General features: G+C 67.3%; 19 protein-coding genes. 9 read left to right on the top strand and 10 right to left on the bottom strand.

What is annotated here, in order from left to right:
* Positions 1-92 precede the first annotated feature (92 nt).
* The 5 genes from dapA to C1O66_RS05705 all read right to left on the bottom strand — a co-directional run bounded on the left by dapA (position 93) and on the right by C1O66_RS05705 (position 4,367).
* Positions 93-974, bottom strand: coding sequence for a 4-hydroxy-tetrahydrodipicolinate synthase (dapA, locus tag C1O66_RS05720; protein ID WP_102767003.1), 882 nt, complete (start codon positions 972-974; stop codon positions 93-95).
* Positions 975-1,041: 67 nt separating this feature from the next.
* Complete coding sequence (locus tag C1O66_RS05715) at positions 1,042-1,602, bottom strand: class I SAM-dependent methyltransferase (RefSeq protein ID WP_102767002.1); 561 nt, start codon at positions 1,600-1,602, stop codon at positions 1,042-1,044.
* A gap of 2 nt (positions 1,603-1,604) precedes the next feature.
* Positions 1,605-1,748: a hypothetical protein gene (locus C1O66_RS23855; RefSeq protein WP_165794497.1), complete on the bottom strand. Its 144-nt coding sequence runs from the start codon at positions 1,746-1,748 to the stop codon at positions 1,605-1,607.
* The gene (locus C1O66_RS05710) at positions 1,745-2,980 is read right to left on the bottom strand and encodes an MFS transporter (protein ID WP_243392717.1); all 1,236 of its coding nucleotides are present in this window, start codon (positions 2,978-2,980) and stop codon (positions 1,745-1,747) included. The genes C1O66_RS23855 and C1O66_RS05710 overlap by 4 nt, the downstream gene beginning before the upstream one ends.
* A gap of 43 nt (positions 2,981-3,023) precedes the next feature.
* Complete coding sequence (locus tag C1O66_RS05705) at positions 3,024-4,367, bottom strand: amidohydrolase family protein (RefSeq protein ID WP_102767001.1); 1,344 nt, start codon at positions 4,365-4,367, stop codon at positions 3,024-3,026.
* An 87-nt stretch (positions 4,368-4,454) separates the two neighbouring features.
* Between C1O66_RS05705 and C1O66_RS05700 the strand changes: the two genes are divergently transcribed.
* The 6 genes from C1O66_RS05700 to bla are packed head-to-tail and all read left to right on the top strand — an operon-like array spanning position 4,455 to position 12,051.
* On the top strand, positions 4,455-6,464 hold the full coding sequence (locus C1O66_RS05700) for a DNA topoisomerase IV subunit B (RefSeq protein ID WP_102767000.1): 2,010 nt from the start codon (positions 4,455-4,457) through the stop codon (positions 6,462-6,464).
* Between the two features lie 22 nt (positions 6,465-6,486).
* Entirely contained in the window at positions 6,487-7,521 is a 1,035-nt protein-coding gene (locus C1O66_RS05695; protein ID WP_102766999.1) for a histone deacetylase family protein, read from the top strand.
* Positions 7,518-8,057 carry a GNAT family N-acetyltransferase gene (locus C1O66_RS05690; RefSeq protein ID WP_102766998.1) on the top strand — a complete coding sequence of 180 codons (540 nt, stop codon included), beginning with the start codon at positions 7,518-7,520 and terminating at the stop codon, positions 8,055-8,057. Before C1O66_RS05695 ends, C1O66_RS05690 begins: the two co-directional genes overlap by 4 nt.
* Complete coding sequence (locus C1O66_RS05685; protein WP_243392716.1) at positions 8,054-8,761, top strand: lytic transglycosylase domain-containing protein; 708 nt, start codon at positions 8,054-8,056, stop codon at positions 8,759-8,761. The genes C1O66_RS05690 and C1O66_RS05685 overlap by 4 nt, the downstream gene beginning before the upstream one ends.
* 12 nt (positions 8,762-8,773) lie before the next feature.
* Entirely contained in the window at positions 8,774-11,131 is a 2,358-nt protein-coding gene (gene parC, locus C1O66_RS05680) for a DNA topoisomerase IV subunit A (RefSeq protein WP_102766997.1), read from the top strand.
* Complete coding sequence (gene bla / locus C1O66_RS05675; protein ID WP_102766996.1) at positions 11,131-12,051, top strand: class A beta-lactamase; 921 nt, start codon at positions 11,131-11,133, stop codon at positions 12,049-12,051. Before parC ends, bla begins: the two co-directional genes overlap by 1 nt.
* 31 nt (positions 12,052-12,082) lie before the next feature.
* Here the strand turns inward: bla and C1O66_RS23850 are convergent, their stop codons facing one another.
* The 4 genes from C1O66_RS23850 to C1O66_RS05650 form a co-directional block, all read right to left on the bottom strand.
* Positions 12,083-14,230, bottom strand: a complete 2,148-nt coding sequence (locus tag C1O66_RS23850) for an immunoglobulin domain-containing protein (RefSeq protein ID WP_165794496.1) — start codon at positions 14,228-14,230, stop codon at positions 12,083-12,085.
* Between the two features lie 193 nt (positions 14,231-14,423).
* Positions 14,424-16,565, bottom strand: a complete 2,142-nt coding sequence (locus C1O66_RS05660) for a M64 family metallopeptidase (protein ID WP_165794495.1) — start codon at positions 16,563-16,565, stop codon at positions 14,424-14,426.
* Between the two features lie 185 nt (positions 16,566-16,750).
* The gene (locus C1O66_RS05655) at positions 16,751-17,212 is read right to left on the bottom strand and encodes a CYTH domain-containing protein (protein ID WP_102766993.1); all 462 of its coding nucleotides are present in this window, start codon (positions 17,210-17,212) and stop codon (positions 16,751-16,753) included.
* 13 nt (positions 17,213-17,225) lie between these two features.
* On the bottom strand, positions 17,226-18,266 hold the full coding sequence (locus C1O66_RS05650) for a quinone-dependent dihydroorotate dehydrogenase (protein WP_102766992.1): 1,041 nt from the start codon (positions 18,264-18,266) through the stop codon (positions 17,226-17,228).
* A gap of 168 nt (positions 18,267-18,434) precedes the next feature.
* Between C1O66_RS05650 and C1O66_RS05645 the strand changes: the two genes are divergently transcribed.
* From C1O66_RS05645 to C1O66_RS05635, 3 genes are all read left to right on the top strand, one after another.
* Positions 18,435-19,571, top strand: a complete 1,137-nt coding sequence (locus tag C1O66_RS05645) for a 3-deoxy-7-phosphoheptulonate synthase (protein WP_102766991.1) — start codon at positions 18,435-18,437, stop codon at positions 19,569-19,571.
* A 226-nt stretch (positions 19,572-19,797) separates the two neighbouring features.
* Positions 19,798-20,310, top strand: coding sequence for a DUF2141 domain-containing protein (locus tag C1O66_RS05640; protein WP_102766990.1), 513 nt, complete (start codon positions 19,798-19,800; stop codon positions 20,308-20,310).
* Between the two features lie 34 nt (positions 20,311-20,344).
* Entirely contained in the window at positions 20,345-21,922 is a 1,578-nt protein-coding gene (locus tag C1O66_RS05635) for a carotenoid oxygenase family protein (protein WP_133155112.1), read from the top strand.
* 125 nt (positions 21,923-22,047) lie between these two features.
* Here C1O66_RS05635 and C1O66_RS05630 read toward each other — a convergent pair whose 3' ends face one another.
* The gene (locus tag C1O66_RS05630; protein ID WP_102766988.1) at positions 22,048-22,428 is read right to left on the bottom strand and encodes a hypothetical protein; all 381 of its coding nucleotides are present in this window, start codon (positions 22,426-22,428) and stop codon (positions 22,048-22,050) included.
* Between the last annotated feature and the right edge of the window lie 125 nt (positions 22,429-22,553).

The following is a 22,553-nucleotide window of genomic DNA, read 5'->3' as shown; positions in this document are numbered from 1 at the left end:
AGCCGGCCCCGAGGGGCGGATGGCGTGCAAAGCTGGTGCGGATTAGAGCAGACTGGAAACGGTGATCAAGGCAAATCGCGCGCCGCGTCGGTTCAGAACAGGCCGGCTTCGCGCATGGCGGCGCCAACCTGGGCCTGACCGGCTTCGGTCAGCGGCACGATGGGCAGGCGCAGCTGGTTCTTGATGCGGCCCAGCTGCGACAGCGCCCACTTGGCGGCCGAGGGGCTGGGTTCGCAGAACAAATGCTTGTGCAGGCTCAGCAGCTGGAAGTGGATGCGGCGGGCCTCAGCGATATTGCCGGCCAGGGCCGCCTTGCACAGCTCGTGCATGGCGCGCGGTGCCACATTGGCGGTCACGCTGACATTGCCGCTGCCGCCCAGCAGCATCAGGGCGATGGCCGTGCCGTCGTCGCCCGAGTAGATGTGGAAACCCTTGGGGGCGGCCTTGATCAGCTGGGCTGCGCGCTCGATATTGCCGGTCGCTTCCTTGACGCCGAAGACGCCGGGCAGGCTGGCGCAGCGCAAGGTGGTCTCGGGGGCCATATCGGCCACGGTGCGGCCGGGCACGTTGTACAACATCATGGGGATGTCGACGGCCTCGGCGATGGCCTTGTAATGCTGGTAGATGCCTTCTTGCGAGGGCTTGTTGTAGTAGGGCACGACCGACAGGGTGCAGTCGGCGCCGACTTCCTTGGCGAAACGGCTCAGCTCGATCGCTTCCGAGGTGCTGTTGGCGCCGGTGCCGGCCATGATGGGCACGCGGCCACGGGCATGCTCGACGGCCGCCTGGATGATCTGGCGGTTTTCTTCCATGCTGACCGTGGGGGACTCGCCGGTCGTGCCGACGACGCAGATGCAGTCGGTGCCTTCGGTGATGTGCCAGTCGATCAGGCCGCGCAGGGCCGGGTAGTCAACGCTGCCGTCTTCTTGCATCGGCGTCACGAGCGCAACGATGCTGCCAACAATCGGGTTCATGGAGGAATGTCCTATGTGATGCGGTGGATTCTACTCAGCGGCGCGTGTGCGCTCGGGGCCGGGCGACTCAATCGAGTGCATAGGCCTGAAAAACAGTGCCCGCAGTGGCGCTCGGCGCTTCGCAAACAGCGGCAACGCGCTGGACATAGCGCGGGTTGACGCCCTCGCGGCCTTTTTCGAAGCCATCTTCAAACGCGACGATGCGCAAGCCCTGGCACAGGCTCAGCAGTTCACCGGGCTGAAGCAGAAAATCCGGCCGCGCCGGACGGCCGATGGTGTGCTGGCCGAGGGCAAAGGTTTCGTAGATCAGCCAACCACCTGGCGCCACGGCCTCGCGGATTTGCTGGAACAGCGGCCGCCACAGGTAGTTGCTGACCAGCACCAGGTCGAACTGCCGGCCGCTCAGCGGCCAGGGGCCGTTCTCGATGTCGGCGCAGATCAGCTCTGCTGCCAGGCCTTCAGAGGCGGCGAGTGCCGCTGCATCCCGGTCGACGCCGCAGACCTTCATGCCTTGGGCGGCCAGATAGTGCAGGTGGCGGCCGGAGCCGCAGGCCAGATCCAGGGCCGTGGCACCGGCGCGTTGCGCTTGCGCCCAGCGGCGCAGCCAGGGGGAGACTTCAGCACCCATGCTCAAAAGCAGGCCCAGAGCTGTTCGGACAACTGCACCATCAGCGCCGGCTGTAGGTAGGCCAGAAACACCAGGCCCAGCACCAGCAGGATCAGCGCCCAGCGCAGCGCCGGCTTGATCTTGGCGGAAAGCTGGCTCGGACTCATGCGGCTTGGGGGCGCGGCTCGCCGCGCGAGATCGGGCCTTCACGCACCGGCAGGTTCACCAGGGCTGCGGCCACGCCCAGGGCCACGGCCAGCCACCAGACCATGTCGTAGCTGCCCGTGCTGTCGTAGAGTTTGCCGCCCAGCCAGACGCCCAGGAAGCTGCCCACCTGGTGGCTCAGGAATACGAAACCGCTGAGCATGGACATGTGCTGCACGCCGAAGATCTGCGCCAGCACCGCATTGGTCGGCGGCACGGTCGACAGCCACAGCACGCCCATCACCGCCGAGAAGAGGTAGACCGACGTCGGCGTCAGTGGCGTGAGCAGGAAGGTGACGATGGCCACCGAGCGCAGGCCGTAGATGGCCGAGAGCAGGTAGCGCTTGGGATAGCGCTGGCCCAGCACGCCGGCCCCGTAGGTGCCAAACACATTGAAGAGGCCGATCAGTGCCAGGGCATAAGTGGCCACCTGGGGCGACAGGCCCTGGTCCTTGAGGTAGCTGGGCATGTGCACGCCGATGAACACGACTTGGAAGCCGCAGACGAAATAGCCGGCCATCAAAAGCTGGAAGCTGCGGTAGCCGAAAGCCTCGCGCAAGGCTTGAACGATGCTCTGCGAATGGCTGTGCACCGGCTTAACGACCTGCGGCTCACGCAGGCCCAGGGCCAGGGGCAGGATGATCAGGGCAGCGCAGGCGAGGATAAAGAGCGCGTTCTGCCAGCCGGTCGAGGCAATCAGCCAGTTTTCCACCGGCACCATCAGGAATTGGCCGAAGGAGCCCGCAGCCGCTGCCACGCCCATGGCCCAGGAACGCTTGTCGGCCGGCACATTGCGGCCGATCACGCCGTAGATCACCGCGTAGGTGGTGCCCGATTGGGCAATGCCGATCAAAAGCCCCGCGCTGCCGGTGAAGGCCAGACCCGAAGTCGACAGTGCCATCAGCACCAGGCCCAGGGCGTAAAGCAGGCCACCCACGGCCAGCACGCGGAACGGGCCGAAGCGGTCGGCCAGCATGCCGGTGAAGGGCCCGGCCACGCCCCAGGCGATGTTCTGCACGGCCAGAGCGAAGGCAAAGGTCTCGCGCGTCCAGCCCCGGTCCATGGTGATGGGTTGCAGCCACAGGCCGAAGCCGTGGCGTATGCCCATGGACAGGGTCACGATCATGGCGCCGCAGAGCAGCACCTGGAACATGGACAGTCGCGGCGCGGCCGGTGACGTGATGCTGGCGTTCATCCGTGGACTTTAACCAAAGCAGCCCACCCTGCGGGGCCTGGGGTCAGCCGGCGCCCAGCACCCGTCCTTGACGCACCCGCATCTGGATCTTGCTCAGCGCGTCCAGATCCTGGATCGGGTTGGCGGGCAGCAGCAGGAAGCTGGCTTCGCAGCCCGGTTCGAAGCAACCCAGGCGGCGCTTGGGAAAGAGCACATGGGGCGTGGTGATGGTGGCCATCTTGAGCAGCTGCGGGCGGCCGATCACGCCCAGACGGTCCAGGTTGCGCAGCTCGCCCAGCACGGAGCCATGGAACAGATCCGAGCCGATCAGCAAAGGCACGCCGGCCGCCTGCAGGGTGCGCAGATTGTCGGCCTGCTGGGCGCGCACCTTGGTCAGCTGCTCGGGCGACATGCGGAACAGCTCGCTGGCCGCGGTGGCGGTGATGACGGCCACCTTGCGGCGGGCGGCCTCGGCGGCCATCTCGGGGCTGATGCGGTAGGTCTCGGCGCCCGTGCCTTCGAAGAAGTAGAGGCCCGGCAGACGGGCGATCCAGTGTGCGCCGGCCTGCACGGCGATATTGAAATCGGCGGCGGTGTCGGCCTGGGCGATCACCAGCAGGCGGTCTTGCAAGGCTTTTTTGGCGATGGCGGCCGGCAGTTCGGGCTTCAGGCCCAGGCGGCCGAACTGCTTGGGGTCGGCGTGGAGCTCGGGGCTCTCCGAGCGGCTCAGCATGAGCTTCAAGGCCTCACTCTTGCGCGCCTGCACCAGGGGCCATTTCTTTTCGACCTGTTCCAGGCTGTCCATGACCAGCACGGTTTTATCGATGTGGTCCTCGGGCTTGGGTTTGGGGCCCGGTGAATTCGGGTCCTCGGCCAGCAGCTGGGCCAGGGGCTGCCCGTCAGACGAGGTGATGCAGGCCGTCACAAACACCAGCTCGGGCCCGGCCGCCTGCGCGCCCGCGGCGGCCAAGGGGCGCACGGCCCCGGCGCCCTTGGGCTCGGCGCATTGCATCAGGGCGTAGAACACGCCGTCGCGCAGATAGCCTTGGCCGTAGCGGCCCCAGGCCCAGGCATTTTGCAGGTTGTGGTTGTGGGCGTCGGCCAGGGGCGGGATCAGGAACTGACCCTTGAGGTTCATGCGCCGTTGGGCTTTTTTGATCTTCTGGCTGGTGAATTTGCCGTCTTTGACGTAGAGGGTGCCGCTGCGAAAGCCCTGGCCGTCGAACCACTCGGCGTTCTTCAGCTCCATGGTCACCGAGGCGCCGGGGCGCAGCTCGTCGGCGATGGGCGGCTGGGCCGAGCTGGGTGCGGCAAAGAGTGCGAGAGCCAGGGCGGCCGCGCCGGCGCCGGCCGGGCGAGGCAGGGGGCGGGGAGAAGCGAAGAACAAGGCGAGGGCAAATGCGGGCATAGGCCGGGCATGGTAGCGAGTTTGAGAGTGCACACCTCAAGCCCGTTTTGCTGGGCGCCTCCCAGGCAAACCCTAGAATCCGCCCCCATGGCCACCAAAGCTTCCTCCTCCTCCACCCCCAATTCCCCCTCCGCCACGCCCGGCAGCTATGGCGAGGGCTCGATCCGCGTGCTCAAAGGCCTGGAGCCGGTCAAGCAGCGCCCGGGCATGTACACCCGGACCGACAACCCCCTGCACACCATCCAGGAGGTCATTGACAACGCGGCCGACGAGGCCCTGGCCGGTTTCGGCAAGCGCATCGACCTGATCCAGCACAGCGACGGCTCCATCTCCATCGCCGACGACGGCCGCGGCATCCCCTTCGGCCTGCACCCCGAAGAGGGCGTGCCCGTGGTCGAGATCGTCTTCACCCGCCTGCATGCCGGCGGCAAGTTCGACAAGGGCTCGGGCGGCGCCTACAGCTTCTCGGGCGGCCTGCACGGCGTCGGCGTCAGCGTCACGAATGCCTTGGCCAAGCGCCTGGAGGTGACGGTCTGGCGCGGCGGCGAAGTGGCCAGCCTGGCCTTCGAGAATGGCGATGTGGTCGAGCCGGTCACGACCCGCAAAGCCGAGCGCGGCGACCGCAAGCAGGGCACGACGGTGCGCGTCTGGCCCGATGCGAAGTATTTCGAAAGCGCCGAGCTGCCCAAGAACGAGCTGGTCCATCTGCTGCGCAGCAAGGCCGTGCTGATGCCGGGCGTCATCGTCACGCTGACGAATGAGAAAACCGGCGATGTGCAGACCTGGTCCTACAAGGGCGGCTTGCGCGACTACCTGCAGCAGACCCTGACGGCCGATCCGCTGATCCCGCTGTTCGAAGGCGAGCAGTACGCCGGCCGCAGCGAGACCGAGAACTTCGCCGAAGGCGAGGGCGCTGCCTGGTGCGTGGCCTTCACCGAAGAAGGCCAGACCATGCGGGAGAGCTATGTCAACCTGATCCCCACGGTGGCCGGCGGCACGCATGAATCGGGTTTGAAAGACGGCCTGTTCGGCGCCATCAAGAGCTTCATCGAGCTGCACAGCCTGCTGCCCAAGGGCGTCAAGCTGATGCCGGACGATGTGTTCTCGCGTGCCTCCTTCGTGCTCTCGGCCAAGGTGCTGGACCCGCAGTTCCAGGGCCAGACCAAGGAGCGCCTGAACAGCCGCGATGCGCTGCGCCTGGTGTCCACCTATGTGAAGCCGGGCCTGGAGCTGTGGCTGAACCAGCATGTGGAGTTCGGCAAGAAGCTGGCCGAGCTGGTCATCAAGCAGGCCCAAACCCGCCAGCGCGCTTCTCAAAAGGTCGAGAAGCGCAAGGGCTCGGGTGTGGCCGTGCTGCCGGGCAAGCTGACCGATTGCGAAAGCCGCGATCTGCTGCACAACGAGGTCTTCCTGGTCGAGGGCGATTCGGCCGGCGGCAGCGCCAAGATGGGCCGCAACAAGGAAACCCAAGCCGTGCTGCCGCTGCGCGGCAAGGTCTTGAACACCTGGGAGGTCGAGCGCGACCGCCTGTTCGCCAACAACGAGATCCACGACATCTCGGTGGCCCTGGGCGTGGACCCGCATGGCAAGAACGACTCGCCGGATCTGAGCGGCCTGCGCTACGGCAAGATCTGCATCCTGTCCGATGCGGACGTGGACGGTTCGCACATCCAGGTGTTGCTGCTGACCCTGTTCTTCCGCCACTTCCCCAAGCTGATAGAGACCGGCCACATCTTTGTGGCGCGCCCGCCGCTCTACCGCGTCGACGCGCCGGCCCGCGGTAAAAAGCCCGCCGCCAAGATCTATGCCTTGGATGAGGGCGAACTCAGCGCCACCCTGGACAAGCTGCGCAAGGAAGGCGCCCGCGAAGGCAGTTGGAGCATCAGCCGCTTCAAAGGCCTGGGCGAGATGAGTGCCGAGCAGCTCTGGGACACCACGCTCAACCCCGAGACCCGCCGACTGAGCCCCGTCACCTATGGCGCGCTCGATCTGGGCGAGACCGAGATGGCCATCAACAAGCTGATGGGCAAGGGCGAGGCCTCCTCACGCCGCGAGCTGATGGAAATCCACGGCGATTCCGTCGAAGTGGACGTTTGAACCCAGCGAGACCGCCCAAGCCATGAAAACCGTCTACAACGCTCGCCACGCGGCGCATGCGGCCACGCGCGAGTTCTTCCGCGGCCGCCTGGTGCCGGCCTTCGAGGTGCCGGCCCGGGCCGACTATGTGCTGGCGGCCGTGCAGGCCGCCCAGCTGGGCGAGATCGTGGCGCCGGTGGACCATGGCCTGGCGCCGCTGGAGCGCGTCCATGCGCCGGCCTATCTGCGCTTTGTGCAAGGCGCCTGGGCCGAATGGCAGGCCTTGGGCGGCGAGGGTGATGCCTTCCCGGCCGTCTGGCCGGTGCGCAGCCTGCGCAGCGATGTCGCACCGCGCAGCTTTGCCGCGCGCATGGGCCTCTACTCCATGGACAGCGGCACGCCGCTGACCGCCGGCAGCTGGGAGGCCGCCTACTGGGGCGCGCAAGCCAGCCTGACCGGCCTGGACCAGGTGCTGGGCGGCGAGCGCAGCGCCTATGTGCTGACCCGCCCGCCGGGCCACCATGCCGGGGCGGACTTCTTCGGTGGCTACTGCTTTGTCAACAACGCGGCGGTGGCGGCTCAGGCGGCGCTCGATGCCGGCCTGCAGCGCGTGGCCATCCTTGATGTGGACTACCACCACGGCAATGGCACGCAGGCCATCTTCTACGAGCGCGCCGACGTGTTCTACGCCAGCCTGCATGGCGATCCGCAGACGGAGTTTCCCTTCTTCCTCGGTCATGCCGATGAGACCGGTGCCGGTGCCGGCCTGGGTTTCAATGCCAACTTCCCGCTGCCGGCCGGTGCCAGCAACGAGGCCTGGTTCGCGGCGCTGGAGGCGGCGCTGGAACGGCTGCAAGCTTACGAGCCCGAGCTGCTGATTGTTTCGCTGGGCGTGGACACCTACGGCGGCGACCCGATCTCGCATTTCAAGCTGGACCGACCCGAGTTCAGCCGCCTCGGTCAGCGCCTGGCGGCCTTCGGTGCCCGCACCCTGTTCCTGCAGGAAGGCGGTTATGCCACCGAGGCCATCGGTCACAACGTGGTCGCCGTGCTGCAAGGATTCGAGCCCCGGCCATGAGCACCACGGCGCCGCGCGTGCACCTGCGTCCGACCATGTTGTCGGACCTGGACTATGTCGTCTCCATCGAGCAGGACGGCGCCAACCGCCCCTTCATCACGCCCTGGGAACGGGTGCAGCACGAGGGCGCGCTGCGCTTCCCCGATTCGCGCCACTTCATCATCGAAGCGGGGGCCGAGGCCACGCGCGCCGGTTTTGTCATCCTGCAGGGCTGCCGCAACCCGCACGGCTCGGTCGAGCTCAAGCGCATCGTGCTGGGCCCCAAAGGCGCGGGCCTGGGTCGGCGCTCGGTGCGCCTGCTCAAGGCCCTGGCCTTCACCCAGCTCAAGGCGCACCGCTTCTGGCTGGACGTCAAGGCGCTGAACACGCGCGCGCTCAAGCTCTACGCCAGCGAGGGCTTTGTCGAAGAGGGCCGCCTGCGCGAGAGCGTGCGCGTCACCACCGAGGGCGCCGATGGCTATGACAGCCTGGTGGTGATGTCCTTGCTGGACCGCGAGTACCAGGCCCGCGTGGCCCTGGGCGAGGAGGGCGTTTGAGCCGCTCGCTCTGGATCATGGGGGCTTTGCTGATGGCCTTGGCCGCCCCGGCGCGCGCCGAGCTCTGGGGCTATGTCGATGGCCAGGGCATGGCGCATCTGGCCGGCCATCAGGTCGACAGCCGTTACAGCCTGGTGCTGGGCAGTGCCCAGACGCAGCGCGAGGCGGCGGCGCAGACCCAGGTGCCGGGCAAGAGCGATGGCGGCCAGGGCTTGCTCACCTGGCTGGAGTTCGCGCCCGAGGTCAAGGCGGTGCAGCCCTATTTGCGCGAGGCCGCGGCCCGGCATGGCGTGGACATGGAGCTGCTCAAGGCCGTGATCGCGGTCGAATCGGGCTACAAGCATGACGCTGAATCCAAGCGGGGCGCGCTCGGCCTGATGCAGCTCATGCCCGATGCCGCGCGGCGCTACGGGCCGGTGCCGCGTTTGAGCCTGAGCAAGAACCAGCTGCTCGACCCCCGCACCAATGTCCTGACCGGCGCCAAGATGCTGGCCGATCTGATCAAACGCTTCGGCCGCATCGATGCGGCCCTGGCCGCCTGGAATGCAGGCGAGGGTGCTGTGCGCCGCCACAGCGGGCGCGTGCCGCCTTTCGCCGAAACCCAGGCCCATGTCCACCTGGTGCTGGAGCTGTACTGGGCCTTGCTGCAACACAGCATGCCGGCCCAAGCCCAGCACCTCAAGATTCACAAGAACGAACCCTGACGACGATTCCGCATGAGCCAGCAGACTTCCATTTTTGACAACCCGCCGCCGAACTCGGGCGGCGGCGGCAGCGGCGGCGCGGGCGACGGTGAAAACCTGACCCTGGGCCACTACGCCGAGCGTGCGTACCTCGAATATGCGCTGAGCGTGGTCAAGGGCCGGGCCTTGCCCGATGTCTGCGACGGCCAGAAGCCGGTGCAGCGCCGCATCCTCTACACCATGGAGCGTATGGGCCTGTCCTACAGCGGCAACACCGGCGCCAAGCCGGTCAAGGGCGCGCGCGTGGTCGGCGATGTGATGGGTAAATTGCACCCGCACGGCGACCAATCGGTCTACGACGCCCTGGTGCGCATGGCCCAGGATTTCTCGCTGCGCTATCCGCTGATCGATGGCCAGGGCAATTTCGGCAGCCGCGACGGCGACGGCGCCGCTGCCATGCGTTACACCGAGGCGCGGCTGTCGCCGATTGCTCGCCTGCTGCTGGACGAGATCGACGAAGGCACGGTGGACTTCACGCCCAACTACGACGGCTCCACCCAGGAGCCGCGCCAGCTGCCGGCCCGCCTGCCTTTCGTGCTGCTCAACGGCGCCAGCGGCATTGCCGTCGGCATGGCCACCGAAGTGCCCAGCCACAATCTGCGCGAGGTTGCTGCGGCCTCGGTGGCTCTGCTGAAGAACGAGAACCTCAGCGATGAGGAACTGTTCAGCCTGCTGCCCGGCCCGGACTACCCCGGCGGCGGCCAGCTGATCAGCTCGGCTGACGACATCCGCTCGGCCTACCTCAGCGGCCGCGGCAGCATGAAACTGCGCGCGCGCTGGAAGATCGAAGACCTGGCCCGCGGCCAGTGGCAGCTGGTCGTGACCGAGCTGCCGCACGGCACCAGTGCCCAGCGCGTGCTGGAAGAGATCGAGGAGCTGTCCAACCCCAAGGTCAAGGCCGGCAAGAAGGCACTCAGCCAGGAACAGCTGCAGCTCAAGGCCAGCCTGCTGGCGGTTCTGGACGGCGTGCGCGATGAATCGAGCAAGGACGCCGCCGTGCGTCTGGTCTTCGAGCCCAAGAGCCGCACGGTCGAGCAGCAAGACCTGATCACGACCTTGCTGGCCCACACCAGCCTGGAGACCTCGGCCTCGCTGAACCTGACCATGGTCGGCGCTGACGGCCGCCCGACGCAAAAAGGCCTGCGCCAGATCCTCAGCGAGTGGCTGGGCTTCCGCCAGACCACGGTGCAGCGCCGCACCCAGTTCCGCCTGGACAAGGTGCGCGACCGCATCCATGTGCTGGAAGGCCGGCAGCTGGTGCTGCTGAACATCGACGAGGTGATCCGCATCATCCGCAACGCCGATGAGCCCAAGCCTGCCCTGATCGAGCGCTTCCGCCTGTCCGAGCGCCAGGCCGAGGACATTCTGGAGATCCGCCTGCGCCAGCTGGCGCGCCTGGAGGCGATCAAGATCGAGCAGGAGCTCAAGAGCCTGCGCGAGGACGAGGCCAAGCTGGCCGACATCCTGGCCAACCCGAGCGTGCTCAAGCGAACCGTGATCAAGGAAATCGAGGCCGACGCCAAGCAGTACGGCGACGAGCGCCGCACCCTGATCCAGGAAGAGAAACGCGCCACGGCCGAGGTCAAGGTGGTGGACGAGCCAGTCACCGTGGTGGTCAGCATGAAGGGCTGGGTGCGTGCGCTCAAGGGCCATGAGGTCGAGCCTGCAGCCCTGGCTTTCAAGTCGGGCGACCAGCTCTACGGCACCTTCCCCTGCCGCAGCGTGGACCCGCTGATCGTCTTCGGCAACAACGGCCGGGTCTATTCGGTGCCGGTGGCCATGCTGCCGGGCGGTCGCGGCGATGGCCAGCCCATCACCACCTTGATCGAGCTGGAAAGTAGCAGCCAGATTGCGCATTACTTCGCCGGCAATGCCCAGCAGCGCCTGGTGCTGGCCGGCACCGGCGGCTTTGGTCTGATCGCCCAGGTGGGCGATCTGGTCGGCCGGCAAAAAGCGGGCAAGACCTTCCTCAGCCTGGAGGGCACGGAGCAGCCGCTGCCGCCGGCCGTGGTGCCGGCCGGTGAGGTGCTGGGCGTGCAGCTGGCCTGCCTGAGCCTGAACGGCCGCTTGCTGACCTACGGCCTGGACGAGCTCAAGCACCAACCCAAGGGCGGCCGCGGCCTGACCCTGGTGGACCTGGAGGACAAGGATGCGCTGCTCAGCGTGGCCGCCTTCACGCAAAGCTTGCAGGTGATCGGCACCGGCCGCGGCGCCAAGCCCAAGGAGGAAACTCTCAAGGGCGTGGGCCTGGCCAGTTATGCCGGCAAGCGGGCCCGCAAGGGCAAGCCGGTTGAGGCCTTCCAGAAGGTCTTGCGCGTGCTGGCGCCCTGATGCGCCGCTCGTTTCTGAAGCGCGGCCTGGCCGGAGGCTCGTTGCTGCTGGGCCTGCCTGGGGCGCTGCATGCCGCGCCGGCTTTGCAGCCGCTGGACTTTGATGCAGCCTGTCAGGCCCTCGAGGCCAGGCTCGGTGGCCAGATCGGCGTGTTCGCGCTCGACACCGGCAGCCAGGCGCGCCTGGCCTATCGGGCTGATCAGCGCTTTGCCATGTGCTCGACCTTCAAGCTGCTGCTGGCGGCCGCGGTGCTGGCACGCATCGATGCCGGACAGCTGCGGCCTGATCAACGCCTGCGTTACGGCCCGCGCGATCTGGTGCCGCATGCACCGGTGACAGGCGCCTTGCTGGAGGGTGGCTCGCAATCGGCCTCGCTGACGGTGGCCGCGCTCTGCGAGGCCATCCTGGTGCACAGCGACAACCCGGCGGCGAATTTGCTGCTGCCCCTGGTCGGCGGCCCGCCGGGCCTGACCCGTTTTGCGCGCGAGCAGGGCGATGTGGTCACCCGGCTGGACCGCATCGAACCCGCACTCAACAGCAACGAGCCCGGTGACCCGCGCGACAGCAGCACGCCCGAGGCCTTTGTCGGCCTGCTGGACCGCATCCTGGGCAGCGTCTTGTCGGACGAGCTGCGTCAGCAACTGCTGGTCTGGATGAATGCCTCCGAGACCGGCTTGCGCCGCCTGCGCGCCGGTGCGCCGAAAGACTGGCCGGCGGCCGACAAGACCGGCACCGGTGCGCGCGGCGCGGTCAACGATGTCGCGGTGTTTTTCCCGCCCGACCGCGCGCCTCTCTTGATGGCCGTGTTCATGAGCGGCTCCAGCCAGCCGCAGGCTGACCTGGAAGCCGCCCATGCCGAGCTGGCCACGCGGGCCCTGGCCCAGCTGAACGCGCCGCCGTCGGCGGCGGCGGCTCGCTGAGGGCGCCGCGGATCCGCGCTGGCGCGCGAACTCACTTGGGTGCGCTGTACGTCAAGCTGTAGGCGCCGCCGCCCGCATAGGACTGGATCTGGAAATAGTAGAAGCCGGCCGCGCCCGTGTAGCTCAAGGCTTCGCTGGAGGCCGGACCCTCAGATTTGGCCACGACGGCCCAACTGCTGCCGTTCCAGCGGTACAGGTAGAGATCGAAATCGCTGCCCGCGGGGCCGCTGAGCTGGGCATTGAAAAGACCGCGGGCTGTCGTTCGCAGATAGCCGGGGCTGCCGCCTGGCACGGTGGCGCTGGCGCCTGCGCCGCTGAGTGAGCCGGTCACGGTGGTGCCGCCCCCAGCGGCGCTGACACTGAGTGTGGCGCCGGCGCTGGTGACCGAACCAGCCGCATTGCCGACCACCACGCTGTACACGGCGCCATGGTCGGCCAGGCTCAGCACCGGGGTGGTGTAGCTGGAGCCGGTGGCGCCGCTCAGGGCTGTGCCGTTGCGTCGCCACTGGTAGCTCAGCGGGCCGCTGCCGCTGGCTTGCACCGAGAAGCTGGCGGTGGAGCCTGCGACGGCATTGACGGCCTGGGGTTGGCTGTTGATCACCGGTGCTGTGCTGGCAGCGCTGACAGTGACGGTGGCTTGTGCGGTCTTGCTGGCATCGGCCACGCTGCTGGCCTGAATGCGGTAGCTGCCAGCCGTCTGAGGTGCGGTGTAGCGTCCGCTGCTGCTGATGCTGCCGCCGCCGGTATCGAGCACGCGCCAAGTGACGGCGGTGTTGCTGCTGCCGCTGACCGTGGCGCTGAACTGCTGGCTGCCGCCGGGACTGAGCGTGACCGAGGCCGGCGTGATGCTGATGCGGATCTCGCTGCCCGGGTTGACAGTCAAGGAGGCGGCATTGCTGCTGGTCGAGCCCAGCGAGTTGCTGACCAGCACGCTGTAGCTGCCGGCATCGCTGGCTTGCACCGCATTGATGATGTAGCTGGCGGAGCTGCTGTTGCTGCCCAGGTTGACGCCGTTCTTGCGCCACTGGTAACTCAGGCCTGAGCCACTGGCCTGAACGCTGAAGCTGACCGTCTGGCCGATGTTGGCCACCACATTCTGGGGTTGGCTGTTGATGACGGGTGCTCCGGCGGCGCCCATGCAGGCGCTGTCGATGGTCTTGGGCAGGGTGTAGCCGGTGAAGTCTTCCAGAATGGCCAGATTCTCCGCAGCATAGACACGCGCAATCAGGCGCGGCACCTTGGCGCTGCCCAGCTTGGCCGCCCAGCGATCCGATTGCTTCATGTGGTAGGCATTGCGCAGAAACTGCACCAAGACCCATTTGCGCAGCGTGGGGTCGCTCTTGAGCTTGTTGTAGTAGGCGTTGTGCTTGGACTTGGCCACGCGAAGGTACAGCTGCAGATAGCTGGTGTTGGTCAAAGCCAGGTCACGTGAGTTGCTGGCGCCGATGCCGTCGATGAATTCACCGACTGCCGCCGCCGCCGGCAGGCCCATCAAGCTGGCATTGAGCTCGGCCGTGACGCCCTGCAGGTGGTACTCCCCTTGCTGGGCGTTCTTGAGATAGACCTCGTCGGTCTCGGACGAAGCGTCATCGGTGATCAGGCTCAAGATCTCCTTGCGCGCAAAGCCACCGTCGCTGTCGTAGAGATTGAACTTGAGGAACTGCGTCTGCTCGTCAATCCAGGACGAGCTGTAGTTGTTCCATTGCGTTCGTTCGGCCGCCAGATCCCACATATGGGTTTCTTCGTGGATGGCCACCATCAGGGACTCGGCCAGCTTGTTGAAGCTGCTGGTATCGACAAAGCCCTTGAAGTACTGATCATTGGCTTGAGCGGTGGCCAGGGCCTTGCCGCTGGGCCAGCGGCGGCCGTAGACGCTGGTGATGGTTTGCAGCCAGTTGTTGGACTGGTAGGCTGATTTCAGATCACTGACATCGGCGCTGAAATTGATGGGCTCGCTATAGCAGAAGCTGCCCTTGTCGATGTCGTCCAGCACGATGCCTTGCTTGGGGGCGGCCGACGCGCCCGCGGTGGCAGCCGTGGCTTTGGCACGGGGCATGTTGCTCGCTTGGGGGCTGATGCCGTTTTCGCTTGGGCGGTCTTGAAGGCTGCCGCCGCCGCAGGCGCTCAGCGCCAGTGCGGCCAGCAAGGACAGCGTCCATTGCCGGAAGGTCTGTTTCATGTGGGTCTCCTCTTTCTGCTTGAGAACAAGCCGGTGACGAAGGTGGGCGCCTCGCACGCGGGGCGCATGCGCTGCTGCCTGCGCCGGGCTGATTCGCCGGAGCTTCAGCACGGGCGAGGCAGGGCCGGCCTCGCTGCGGCCGGGAACGAACGCAGCGGGTGGGCGAAGGGACGTGGTGTGGTGAGCTAATGCCTTACTTTGGCAGGGTGTAGCTCAGCGTGAACGCACCGCTGCCTGCGTAAGAGCTGAGCTGCAGGTAGTAATAGCCGGCTGTCCCGTTGTAGCTGAAGGCCTCGTTGGCGTCCGGCCCCTCCGACTTGGCGACCACGGCCCAGCCGCTGCCGTTCCACTTGTACAGGTAGAGGTCGAAGTCGGCCCCGGCCGGGCCCTTGAGCGTGGCACTGAACTTGCCCCCGGCGCTGCTTTGGTGGTAGCCCGGGCTGCCGCTGGGGTAGGTCAGGCTGGCACCAGCCGCCAGCGTGCCGTTCACGGTGCTGCTGCCGCTGTTGTCCGACGTGACGGTCAAGGTGGCGTTGGCGCTGGTGACGCTGCCGGCACTGTTGCTGATGGTGACGCTGAACTGCGCGCCGTTGTCGGCGCTGGCGGCGGCGGCGATCGAGTAGCTGGCCGCTGTGGCGCCAGCGATGGCACTGCCGTTCTTGCGCCACTGGTAGCTCAGCGGCCCGGTGCCGGCCGCGGTCACCGAGAAGCTGGCTGGGCTGCCCGCTCTGACACTGACATTGCTCGGCTGCGTGCTGATGCTGGGCGGTACGGCATCGCTGTTCCTGACCGTCAGCGTGGCGGCCGCGCTGCTCAAGCTGCCGGCGCTGTTGCTGACCAGCACGCTGAACTGCGCGCCGTTGTCGCTGAGGCTGGTGGGCCCCGTGCTGTAGCTGGCGGCCGTGGCGCCGGCGATGGCCGTGCCGTTCTTGCGCCATTGATAGCTCAAACCGTTGCCGCTGGCGCTGACGCTGAAGCTGGCGCTCTGGCCGGCATTGACCGTCACGCTGCGCGGCTGGCTGCTGATCACGGGCAGGGCGTCGCCAGCGCCGCCGGTGTAGCTGTCGAACACCGCTTTGGCTCGCGCTTCATTGACGGCATGCCAGGGGTTGGACAGGGCGCGCATGCGCGAGGTTTCGGTCGGCCGGTACTTGCCGCTGGGGCAATAGTCGGCACCCTGGAACACCCCCACCGTGCCATTGCTGACCGAGCCCGGGTTGGTCGGTACCGGCGTGGTGGCGGCGATCAGCGGCGCCCATTTGACCCCGTTGCGTGTGGCCACACGGGTGACGTTGGCGGCGCGGGGCTCGCTGCTGGTGTCGCAGGTGCCGTTGTCGTACTCGTCGGCCAACTGGAATGCCGCATGGCCGATCTCATGCAGGGCGATCTCGATGGATTGGGGGTGCAAGGAGAAGCCGCCGATATTGCCGCTGGCCGCGCCGGCATAGGTGGGGCTGTTGACCAGCACGATGATCACATCGCGTCCATTGGCCGGTGCCACGGCCGAGACGGCCGCCAGCACCTTGGCCTCGTCGGTGCACACCAGGCGCGCGATGTTGAAACATCCCAGTTGGCTGCCCAGCGCCGAGTTGCGCACCACGCCGCCTTCGCTCACGCCCGACTGGGCGCTCTCGATGTCAACGCGGCGGATGTTCAGCGCACCCTTGAAACGGGCGAACAGCGGGTCGGCCAGGATGCCGTCCGACACCCGCTGGGCCGCGGTTTGCCAGGCCGGCATTTCAGCGCGGGTGAAGCCGTCGCCGATGATGACGATGTCCATGCGCTGAGCGCTGCTGCCGCTTTCCCACAGCAGGGTGCTGCCGGTGGGCACGGCGGTCGCTGCCAAGGTGTTCTGCTGGGCGCTGCGTTGAACCAAGGCATCCAACTCCTTGCGGCTGAGGCGTCGGCCCGGCGTTGCGCTCAGGCCCGCTTGGCTGCGGTACTCGCTCAGCTCAAGGCTGGCGAGTTGGGCGGGCTCCGGCACGCTCAGCTCAATCGCGCCCCGTGCGGCCAAGGGCCGAGACAGCTCAATCTGACCGGTCGTTTCATTGAAGATCTCGGCCGTCTTGCGGCTGGGGTTGGCCACGGCGCGGCGAAACAACTCCTGCCCCTGGGCATTGCGCCCGATCACGAGCAGTTCACCCTCGCGCGGTTTCTGCCGGGCGCCGGGCTGGGCAAAGCTGCCACGCTGCGCGTGGCTGATGTCGAGGCTGGTGGTGCCGAGGCTGGCGTCGGCAGACAGGCGCAGCAGAAGATCTTGGGCCTGCGCGGTGACGGCAAACAGCGCCAGAGCGGCGCCAGGGATGGACAGGGTGAGTGGGTTCCAATGCTTCATGGGCATGCTCCATCGGTTGCGGTCGAGCGGGTGGCCCAACCAGGGGATGACGGAGCGCCATGGTCGTGAAACTCAGCGCAGGCGGCTTGTACGGAATGCGCGCAAAACGAAAGAATGGATGCAAACGTGGTTTCGCTGCATCTCGGGACTAACCCGATGAATCGGCGTGGCCGGCCTGGCGGGGTTCACCAGCGGCAGAAGGGCAAATTGCTGAGCGCCGAGTTGAAATAGCGAGGGTCCTGGCTGACCTCTTGGCCCAGCCAGTCGGGGCGTTCGAAGGCCTGGTCAGCCTCGCTGAGCTCGATCTCGGCCACCACCAGGCCGGCGTTGTCGCCGAGGAACTCGTCCACCTCCCAGAGCATGCCGGCGTGGCTGATCTCGCGGCGGATCTTCTCGACCCGCGGGCCTTCGCACAGGGCCAGCAGCTCGCGCGCGTCCGCCACCGGCACCGGGTACTCAAACTCGGCCCGGGCCACGCCTTCGCTGCGGCCCTTGATGGTCAGCCAGGCCTGTTCGCCCTTGATGCGCACGCGCACCGTGCGTGCGGGGTCGCGGTTCAGATAGCCCTGGCTGATGAATTCACCGGGGCCACTGGCTTTCCAGGCCTCGCCGAGGACCAGGAATTTGCGTTCGATTTCGATGGCCATGGCTTGCGCCCGTTCAGACGCGGGCCATGGCTGCTGCGCAGTCGCGGACGAGGGCCGGGCCTTGATAGATCAGGCCGGTGTAGATCTGCACCAGGTCGGCGCCGGCTTGCAGCTTGGCGCGGGCGTCTTCGCCGCTCATCACGCCGCCCACGCCGATGATGGGGTAGTTGCCACCCAGGGCCGAGCGCAGCAGGCGGATCACGCGGTTGCTGGCCTCGAACACCGGCCGGCCTGAGAGACCACCGGTTTCCTCGGCATGCGCCAGGCCCTTGACCGCCTCGCGCGAGATGGTGGTGTTGGTGGCGATCACGCCGTCGATGCCGTTCTTCTGCAGGGTTTGGGCGATCACGGCGACCTGCTCCTCGTCCAGATCGGGCGCGATCTTGACGAACATGGGCACCTGGCGCTTGGCGCTCGCTTCCAGCTGCAGCTTGCGTTCCTGCAGGCGGCCGAGCAGGGCGTCCAGGGCCTCGTCGCTTTGCAGGGCGCGCAGATTCTTGGTGTTGGGGCTGGAGATGTTGACGGTGATGTAGTCGGCATGCGGGAACACACCGTCCAGGCCCAGCAGGTAGTCGCTGGCGGCCTCTTCGATGGGGGTGACGGCGTTCTTGCCGATGTTCAGGCCCAGCAGGCCGCCGGCCGCGCGGAAGCTGTGCGCGCGCTGCACATTGGCCAGGAAACTGGCCAGGCCTTCGTTGTTGAAGCCCAGGCGGTTGATCAAGGCGCCGGCCTCGGGCAGCCGGAACATGCGCGGCTTGTCATTGCCGGGCTGGCCCTTGGGCGTGACCGTGCCCACCTCGATGAAACCGAAGCCCATGGCGCCCAGGCCGTCGATGCAGCGGCCGTTCTTGTCCAGGCCGGCGGCCAGGCCGATGCGGTTGGGGAACTTCAGCCCGGCCAGCTCGATCGGATCGGCGATGCGCGGCTGCGACCACAGGCATTGCGCCGGTGTGTTCTGCAGCCGGGCGATGGCGCCCAGCGTCAGCTCATGGGCATGTTCGGGGTCCAGTCCGAACAGAAAAGGGCGGGTGAGGGCGTAGGGGATCAGAGGCATAGCCGCGAATTGTCGCAGAGGGGCGGGGCAGGGCTGGGCTGGCTTTTGGGTAGGCCCGTCCAGACCTGGCGCCAGCCCGTGGTCCAGACCGGGCCATTGGGCCGTGCCGGAGGACCAGCGGTTTGGCCTGCACGGATAATGCCTGCAATGTTTCTTGGAGTTTGAGCCATGCAGTCTCTCGACAACCCCGCAAAGGACCGCGAAATCGGCCGCCGCAGCGATGCTGGCGATGCCAGCACGCAGGACAGCACCCGCACCGACGACACCCGCATCGGCGCCGTCCGCCCCTTGATTTCGCCGGCCCTGCTGCTGGATGAGTTGCCGCCGCCGGACAGCTCGCTGCAGCTGGTCGAGCAGGCGCGCCGCGACATCAGCGATGTGCTGCACGGCCGTGATGACCGCCTGCTGGTGGTGGTAGGCCCATGCTCCATCCATGACCACGACCAGGCCATGGACTACGCCCGCTTGCTCAAGGACCTGCGCGCCGAGCTGCAGAAGGACCTGCTGATCGTCATGCGCGTGTACTTCGAGAAGCCGCGCACCACGGTCGGCTGGAAGGGCTACATCAACGACCCGCGCCTGGACGGCAGCTTCCACATGAACGAAGGCTTGCGCCTGGCGCGCAAGCTGCTGCTTGATGTGACGGCCTTGGGCCTGCCGGCCGGCACCGAGTTTTTGGATCTGCTGTCGCCGCAGTACATCAGCGATCTGGTGTCCTGGGGCGCCATTGGCGCGCGCACGACCGAGAGCCAGAGCCACCGCCAGCTGGCCTCTGGCCTGTCCTGCCCGGTGGGCTTCAAGAACGGCACCGACGGTGGCATCAAGGTCGCCAGCGATGCGGTGTTGGCTGCCCGCGCCAGCCATGCCTTCATGGGCATGACCAAGATGGGCGCGGCCGCCATTTTTGAGACCCGCGGCAACGACGATTGCCACATCATCCTGCGCGGCGGCAAGGCGCCCAATTACGACGCGGCGTCGGTGGCTGCCGCCTGCGAAGCCATGCGCGGCGCCGGCCTGCGCGAGCAGGTGATGGTGGACTTCTCGCACGCCAATTCGAGCAAGAAGTTCGAGCGCCAGATCGATGTCGGCCGCGATGTGGCGGCGCAGATCGCGGGTGGCGAGCAGCGCATCACCGGTGTGATGATCGAATCGCATCTGCAGCCGGGTCGGCAGGACCTGGCCGAGGGCCAGACCAAGCAGGATCTGCTGCCCGGCGTCTCCATCACCGACGCCTGCCTGGGCTGGTCGCAGACCGAGCCCCTGCTGCGCGAGCTGGCGGCGGCAGTGCGCGCGCGGCGCGGCTGAGCGGGCAGGCCCCCGGGCCAAAACGCGTCCGAACTGAATCGAGGGCGACCGCTGGCGGTCGCCCTTTTTTTCATGGGCCTGGGTTCGTCTCAGCTCGCTTCCGTTCGCGCCCGCCGGCCGCCGCTGGCGCTGCGTGGCTTCACTTGGTCGCAAGGCGCTGGGACGCCAGCGCGGGGCTTTCTAGAGTTCAGTCATCGCCACTCACTGAACCCGAAAAGGTCCTGCCATGAACAAAGAGACTTCCTTCCACCGCCCGGCCGCTGCGGCGCGCCGACTGATCGGCTTGGCTGCGGCCGGCCTCGTGCTCAGCGGCAGCGGCAGCCTGTCGGCCCTGGCCGCGGATGCACCGGTCAGCGCAGTCGCTGCGCCGGCTGCAGCGGTCGACATGGAGCTGGAACTCAGCGGCATCGCCAGCAGCGAGGGCCAGATCCTGGTCAGCGTGTTCGCCTCGCCCGAGGATTGGCTCAAAAAGCCGGTGGCCGTGGCCAGCGCTCCGGCCAGCGCGCAAAAAGATGGGCGGTTGGTGATCAAGCTGGCGGCTCTGCCGCTCGGCCGCCTGGCTCTGAACGTGGCGCACGACCTCAACGGCAATGGCCGCCTGGACATGAACGCCATGCGCCTGCCGATCGAGCCTTTTGCTTTCTCCAACAACGCCACCGGCATGTTCGGCCCGCCCAAGTTCGAGGCGGCGCAGTTCGAGGTGGTGGCCGGTGCACGCCTGAGCGTGTCCTTGAAGTGATGTGAATTGGCGCAGCGCGCAAGGAGTGGACGCGATGACGATGACCCTGCAAAGACGTGATTGGCTCAAGTTCGGTGCCGCCACTGGCCTCGCTTGGACGGGGCTGCAAGAAGCCATGGCCCAGGGCCTGGGTGCGGCGGCATTCGCCAGCGGGGCGCCGGAGTTGCTGCCGCTGCAGGGCTTGCGTGGCCAGGATTTGGACGCCCGCGATCTGCAGATTGAAGGCCGCCTGCCCGACGGCTTGCGCGGCACCTACTACCGCAACGGACCGGGCCTGATGGCCCGCGGTGAGGAGCGCTACCGCCATTGGTTCGATGGCGATGGCCTGGTGCAGGCCTGGACCTTCGGCGGCAGCGCTGGCCGCGGCCAAGTGGCGCACAAGGCCCGCTTTGTGCAGACGCGCAAGTTCAAGGCCGAGGCGGAAGCCGGGCGCTTCTTGCTGCCGGCCTTCGGCACGGCCATCCCGCCGCGCATGCCCATCCAGAACTCCGACAGCCTCAATGTGGCCAACACCAGCGTGATCTTGCTCAACGGCCGGCTCCATGCCCTGTGGGAAGGCGGCAGCGCCTACGAGCTGGACCCGCAAACCCTGGCGACGCGTGGCCCACGGGTCTGGTCGCCTGAGCTGGCCGGCATGCCGTTCTCGGCCCACCCCAAGGTGGAGCCGGACGGCACGGTCTGGAACTTCGGCACGGCCGGCGATCGCATGGCGGTCTACCAGATCTCGGCCCGGGGTCAGGTGGTGCGCAGCGAGGTCTTCGAGTCACCGGTGCCCGTGCCCATGGTCCACGACTTCGCCATGTCTCAGCGCTTTCTGGTCTTTCTGCTGCCGCCGATCCAGCTGGACATGGCGGCCGTGCGCGGCGGCCAGAGCATGCTGGATTCCATGCGCTGGCAGGCGCAGGACTCGACCCGGGTGCTGGTGATCGACAAGGCTGATTTCAGCCGCCGGCGCGTGTTCGAGGTGCCGGCCAGCCTGGTGTTTCACTTCGGCAATGCCTGGGACGAGGGCGCGGCCGGTGCCGAGACCTTGCACCTGGACTATGTGGAGTCTCGCCCGCTGCCTCAGGCCAATGCGGAGCTGCAGCAGGTCATGCGCGGCGAGCGGCCTGCGCCGCAGAGCTCGCAGCCGCGTTTCATGCGCTTGCAGATGGGGGCCGCGGCGCCCGGTGCGGCGGGCGTTCAGCCCTCAGCGCCTGGCCGCATCAGCGTGCAGTCGCGCAGCGAATCGGTTGAGTTTCCGGTCGTCGACCCGCGTGTGGTCGGCCAGCGCCACCGCCATGTCTACTACCCGACGGCCGTGGACCTGGGGCCACGCTGGGGCTACAACGGCTTGATGCACCTGGATCTGGAGACCGGGCGCCGCGAGCGCTTTGCCTTCGGCCCCGAGGTGGTGCTGGAGGAGCATGTGCTGGTGCCCAAGCCGGGCACGCCGCAAGGCGCGGCCGGTGAGGGCCAGGGCTGGCTGCTGGGCCTGGGCTATGACTGCCGCCGCCAGCGAAGTTTTGCCAGCGTCTTTGACGCCCAGGCGCTCAGCGCCGGCCCCTTGGCCCGGGTGTGGCTGCCGTACTGGGTCACCTACGGCTTCCACGGCAAGTTCTACGCCGCCTGAGGCGTTGACAGCCCCGCCGAAGGTCATCGAGCTTGCGCCGCTGCACAGCGTCGCCTCAGTTCAGCGCGGCATGCCGAGCCCGGTAGAACTCGGGCTGGACTTCGAGCTCGGTTTCGGGCCCGGCTTCAGCGCTGGCTGCTGCTCAGTTCGGCGACCACGGCATCGTTGGTCATGCCGCTGTGCAGATGAATGGCGCTGCGCTCGCTGTGGCTGTCTTCGGCCTCGAAGGCGCCACCGCTCAGGCCCACCAGGGTCAGCACGGCGATGGCCGTGATCCAGGACTGCGGGTCGCGCAGCGCACGCAGGGCGGCCGAGACACCGGCACGCTCCTGGCCGGCGTGGCCATGCCCGCGCCGGTGTGCTGGCTTGCGGCCCGATTCCAGGCTGGTGCGAGCGACCCAGCTGGGCAGGGTGGAGGCCTCGCCTGCGCTTTGCGCTTGAACAGGGATGGGGGCTGCGCTCGAAGGCTGGGTGGTGTGTGCGGCGGTGGGGCGGCTCAGGTTCATCGTCAGGGCTCCAGGGGGCTTGCTTGGGCTTGGCTGCTGATGCGGACATCGCGTGTTCCGTCGCAGCGTTGCGGCAACTGTATAAACAAACAGCTGTATATGCAAACAGTATTTTTCCCGGAGGG

The organism is Paucibacter aquatile (genome assembly GCF_002885975.1).
Lineage (GTDB): Bacteria > Pseudomonadota > Gammaproteobacteria > Burkholderiales > Burkholderiaceae_C > Paucibacter_A > Paucibacter_A aquatilis.
Note: the sequence above shows the minus strand (reverse complement) of the source record. Positions and strands in the feature narration are given on the sequence as shown.

What these genes read in the sequence shown, in the direction of transcription:
- dapA (WP_102767003.1), bottom strand. Translation starts at nt 974, where the DNA reads ATGAACCCGATTGTTGGCAGCATCGTTGCGCTCGTGACGCCGATGCAA.
- C1O66_RS05715 (WP_102767002.1), bottom strand. Translation starts at nt 1,602, where the DNA reads ATGGGTGCTGAAGTCTCCCCCTGGCTGCGCCGCTGGGCGCAAGCGCAA.
- C1O66_RS23855 (WP_165794497.1), bottom strand. Translation starts at nt 1,748, where the DNA reads ATGAGTCCGAGCCAGCTTTCCGCCAAGATCAAGCCGGCGCTGCGCTGG.
- C1O66_RS05710 (WP_243392717.1), bottom strand. Translation starts at nt 2,980, where the DNA reads ATGAACGCCAGCATCACGTCACCGGCCGCGCCGCGACTGTCCATGTTC.
- C1O66_RS05705 (WP_102767001.1), bottom strand. Translation starts at nt 4,367, where the DNA reads ATGCCCGCATTTGCCCTCGCCTTGTTCTTCGCTTCTCCCCGCCCCCTG.
- C1O66_RS05700 (WP_102767000.1), top strand. Translation starts at nt 4,455, where the DNA reads ATGGCCACCAAAGCTTCCTCCTCCTCCACCCCCAATTCCCCCTCCGCC.
- C1O66_RS05695 (WP_102766999.1), top strand. Translation starts at nt 6,487, where the DNA reads ATGAAAACCGTCTACAACGCTCGCCACGCGGCGCATGCGGCCACGCGC.
- C1O66_RS05690 (WP_102766998.1), top strand. Translation starts at nt 7,518, where the DNA reads ATGAGCACCACGGCGCCGCGCGTGCACCTGCGTCCGACCATGTTGTCG.
- parC (WP_102766997.1), top strand. Translation starts at nt 8,774, where the DNA reads ATGAGCCAGCAGACTTCCATTTTTGACAACCCGCCGCCGAACTCGGGC.
- bla (WP_102766996.1), top strand. Translation starts at nt 11,131, where the DNA reads ATGCGCCGCTCGTTTCTGAAGCGCGGCCTGGCCGGAGGCTCGTTGCTG.
- C1O66_RS23850 (WP_165794496.1), bottom strand. Translation starts at nt 14,230, where the DNA reads ATGAAACAGACCTTCCGGCAATGGACGCTGTCCTTGCTGGCCGCACTG.
- C1O66_RS05660 (WP_165794495.1), bottom strand. Translation starts at nt 16,565, where the DNA reads ATGAAGCATTGGAACCCACTCACCCTGTCCATCCCTGGCGCCGCTCTG.
- C1O66_RS05655 (WP_102766993.1), bottom strand. Translation starts at nt 17,212, where the DNA reads ATGGCCATCGAAATCGAACGCAAATTCCTGGTCCTCGGCGAGGCCTGG.
- C1O66_RS05650 (WP_102766992.1), bottom strand. Translation starts at nt 18,266, where the DNA reads ATGCCTCTGATCCCCTACGCCCTCACCCGCCCTTTTCTGTTCGGACTG.
- C1O66_RS05645 (WP_102766991.1), top strand. Translation starts at nt 18,435, where the DNA reads ATGCAGTCTCTCGACAACCCCGCAAAGGACCGCGAAATCGGCCGCCGC.
- C1O66_RS05640 (WP_102766990.1), top strand. Translation starts at nt 19,798, where the DNA reads ATGAACAAAGAGACTTCCTTCCACCGCCCGGCCGCTGCGGCGCGCCGA.
- C1O66_RS05635 (WP_133155112.1), top strand. Translation starts at nt 20,345, where the DNA reads ATGACGATGACCCTGCAAAGACGTGATTGGCTCAAGTTCGGTGCCGCC.
- C1O66_RS05630 (WP_102766988.1), bottom strand. Translation starts at nt 22,428, where the DNA reads ATGAACCTGAGCCGCCCCACCGCCGCACACACCACCCAGCCTTCGAGC.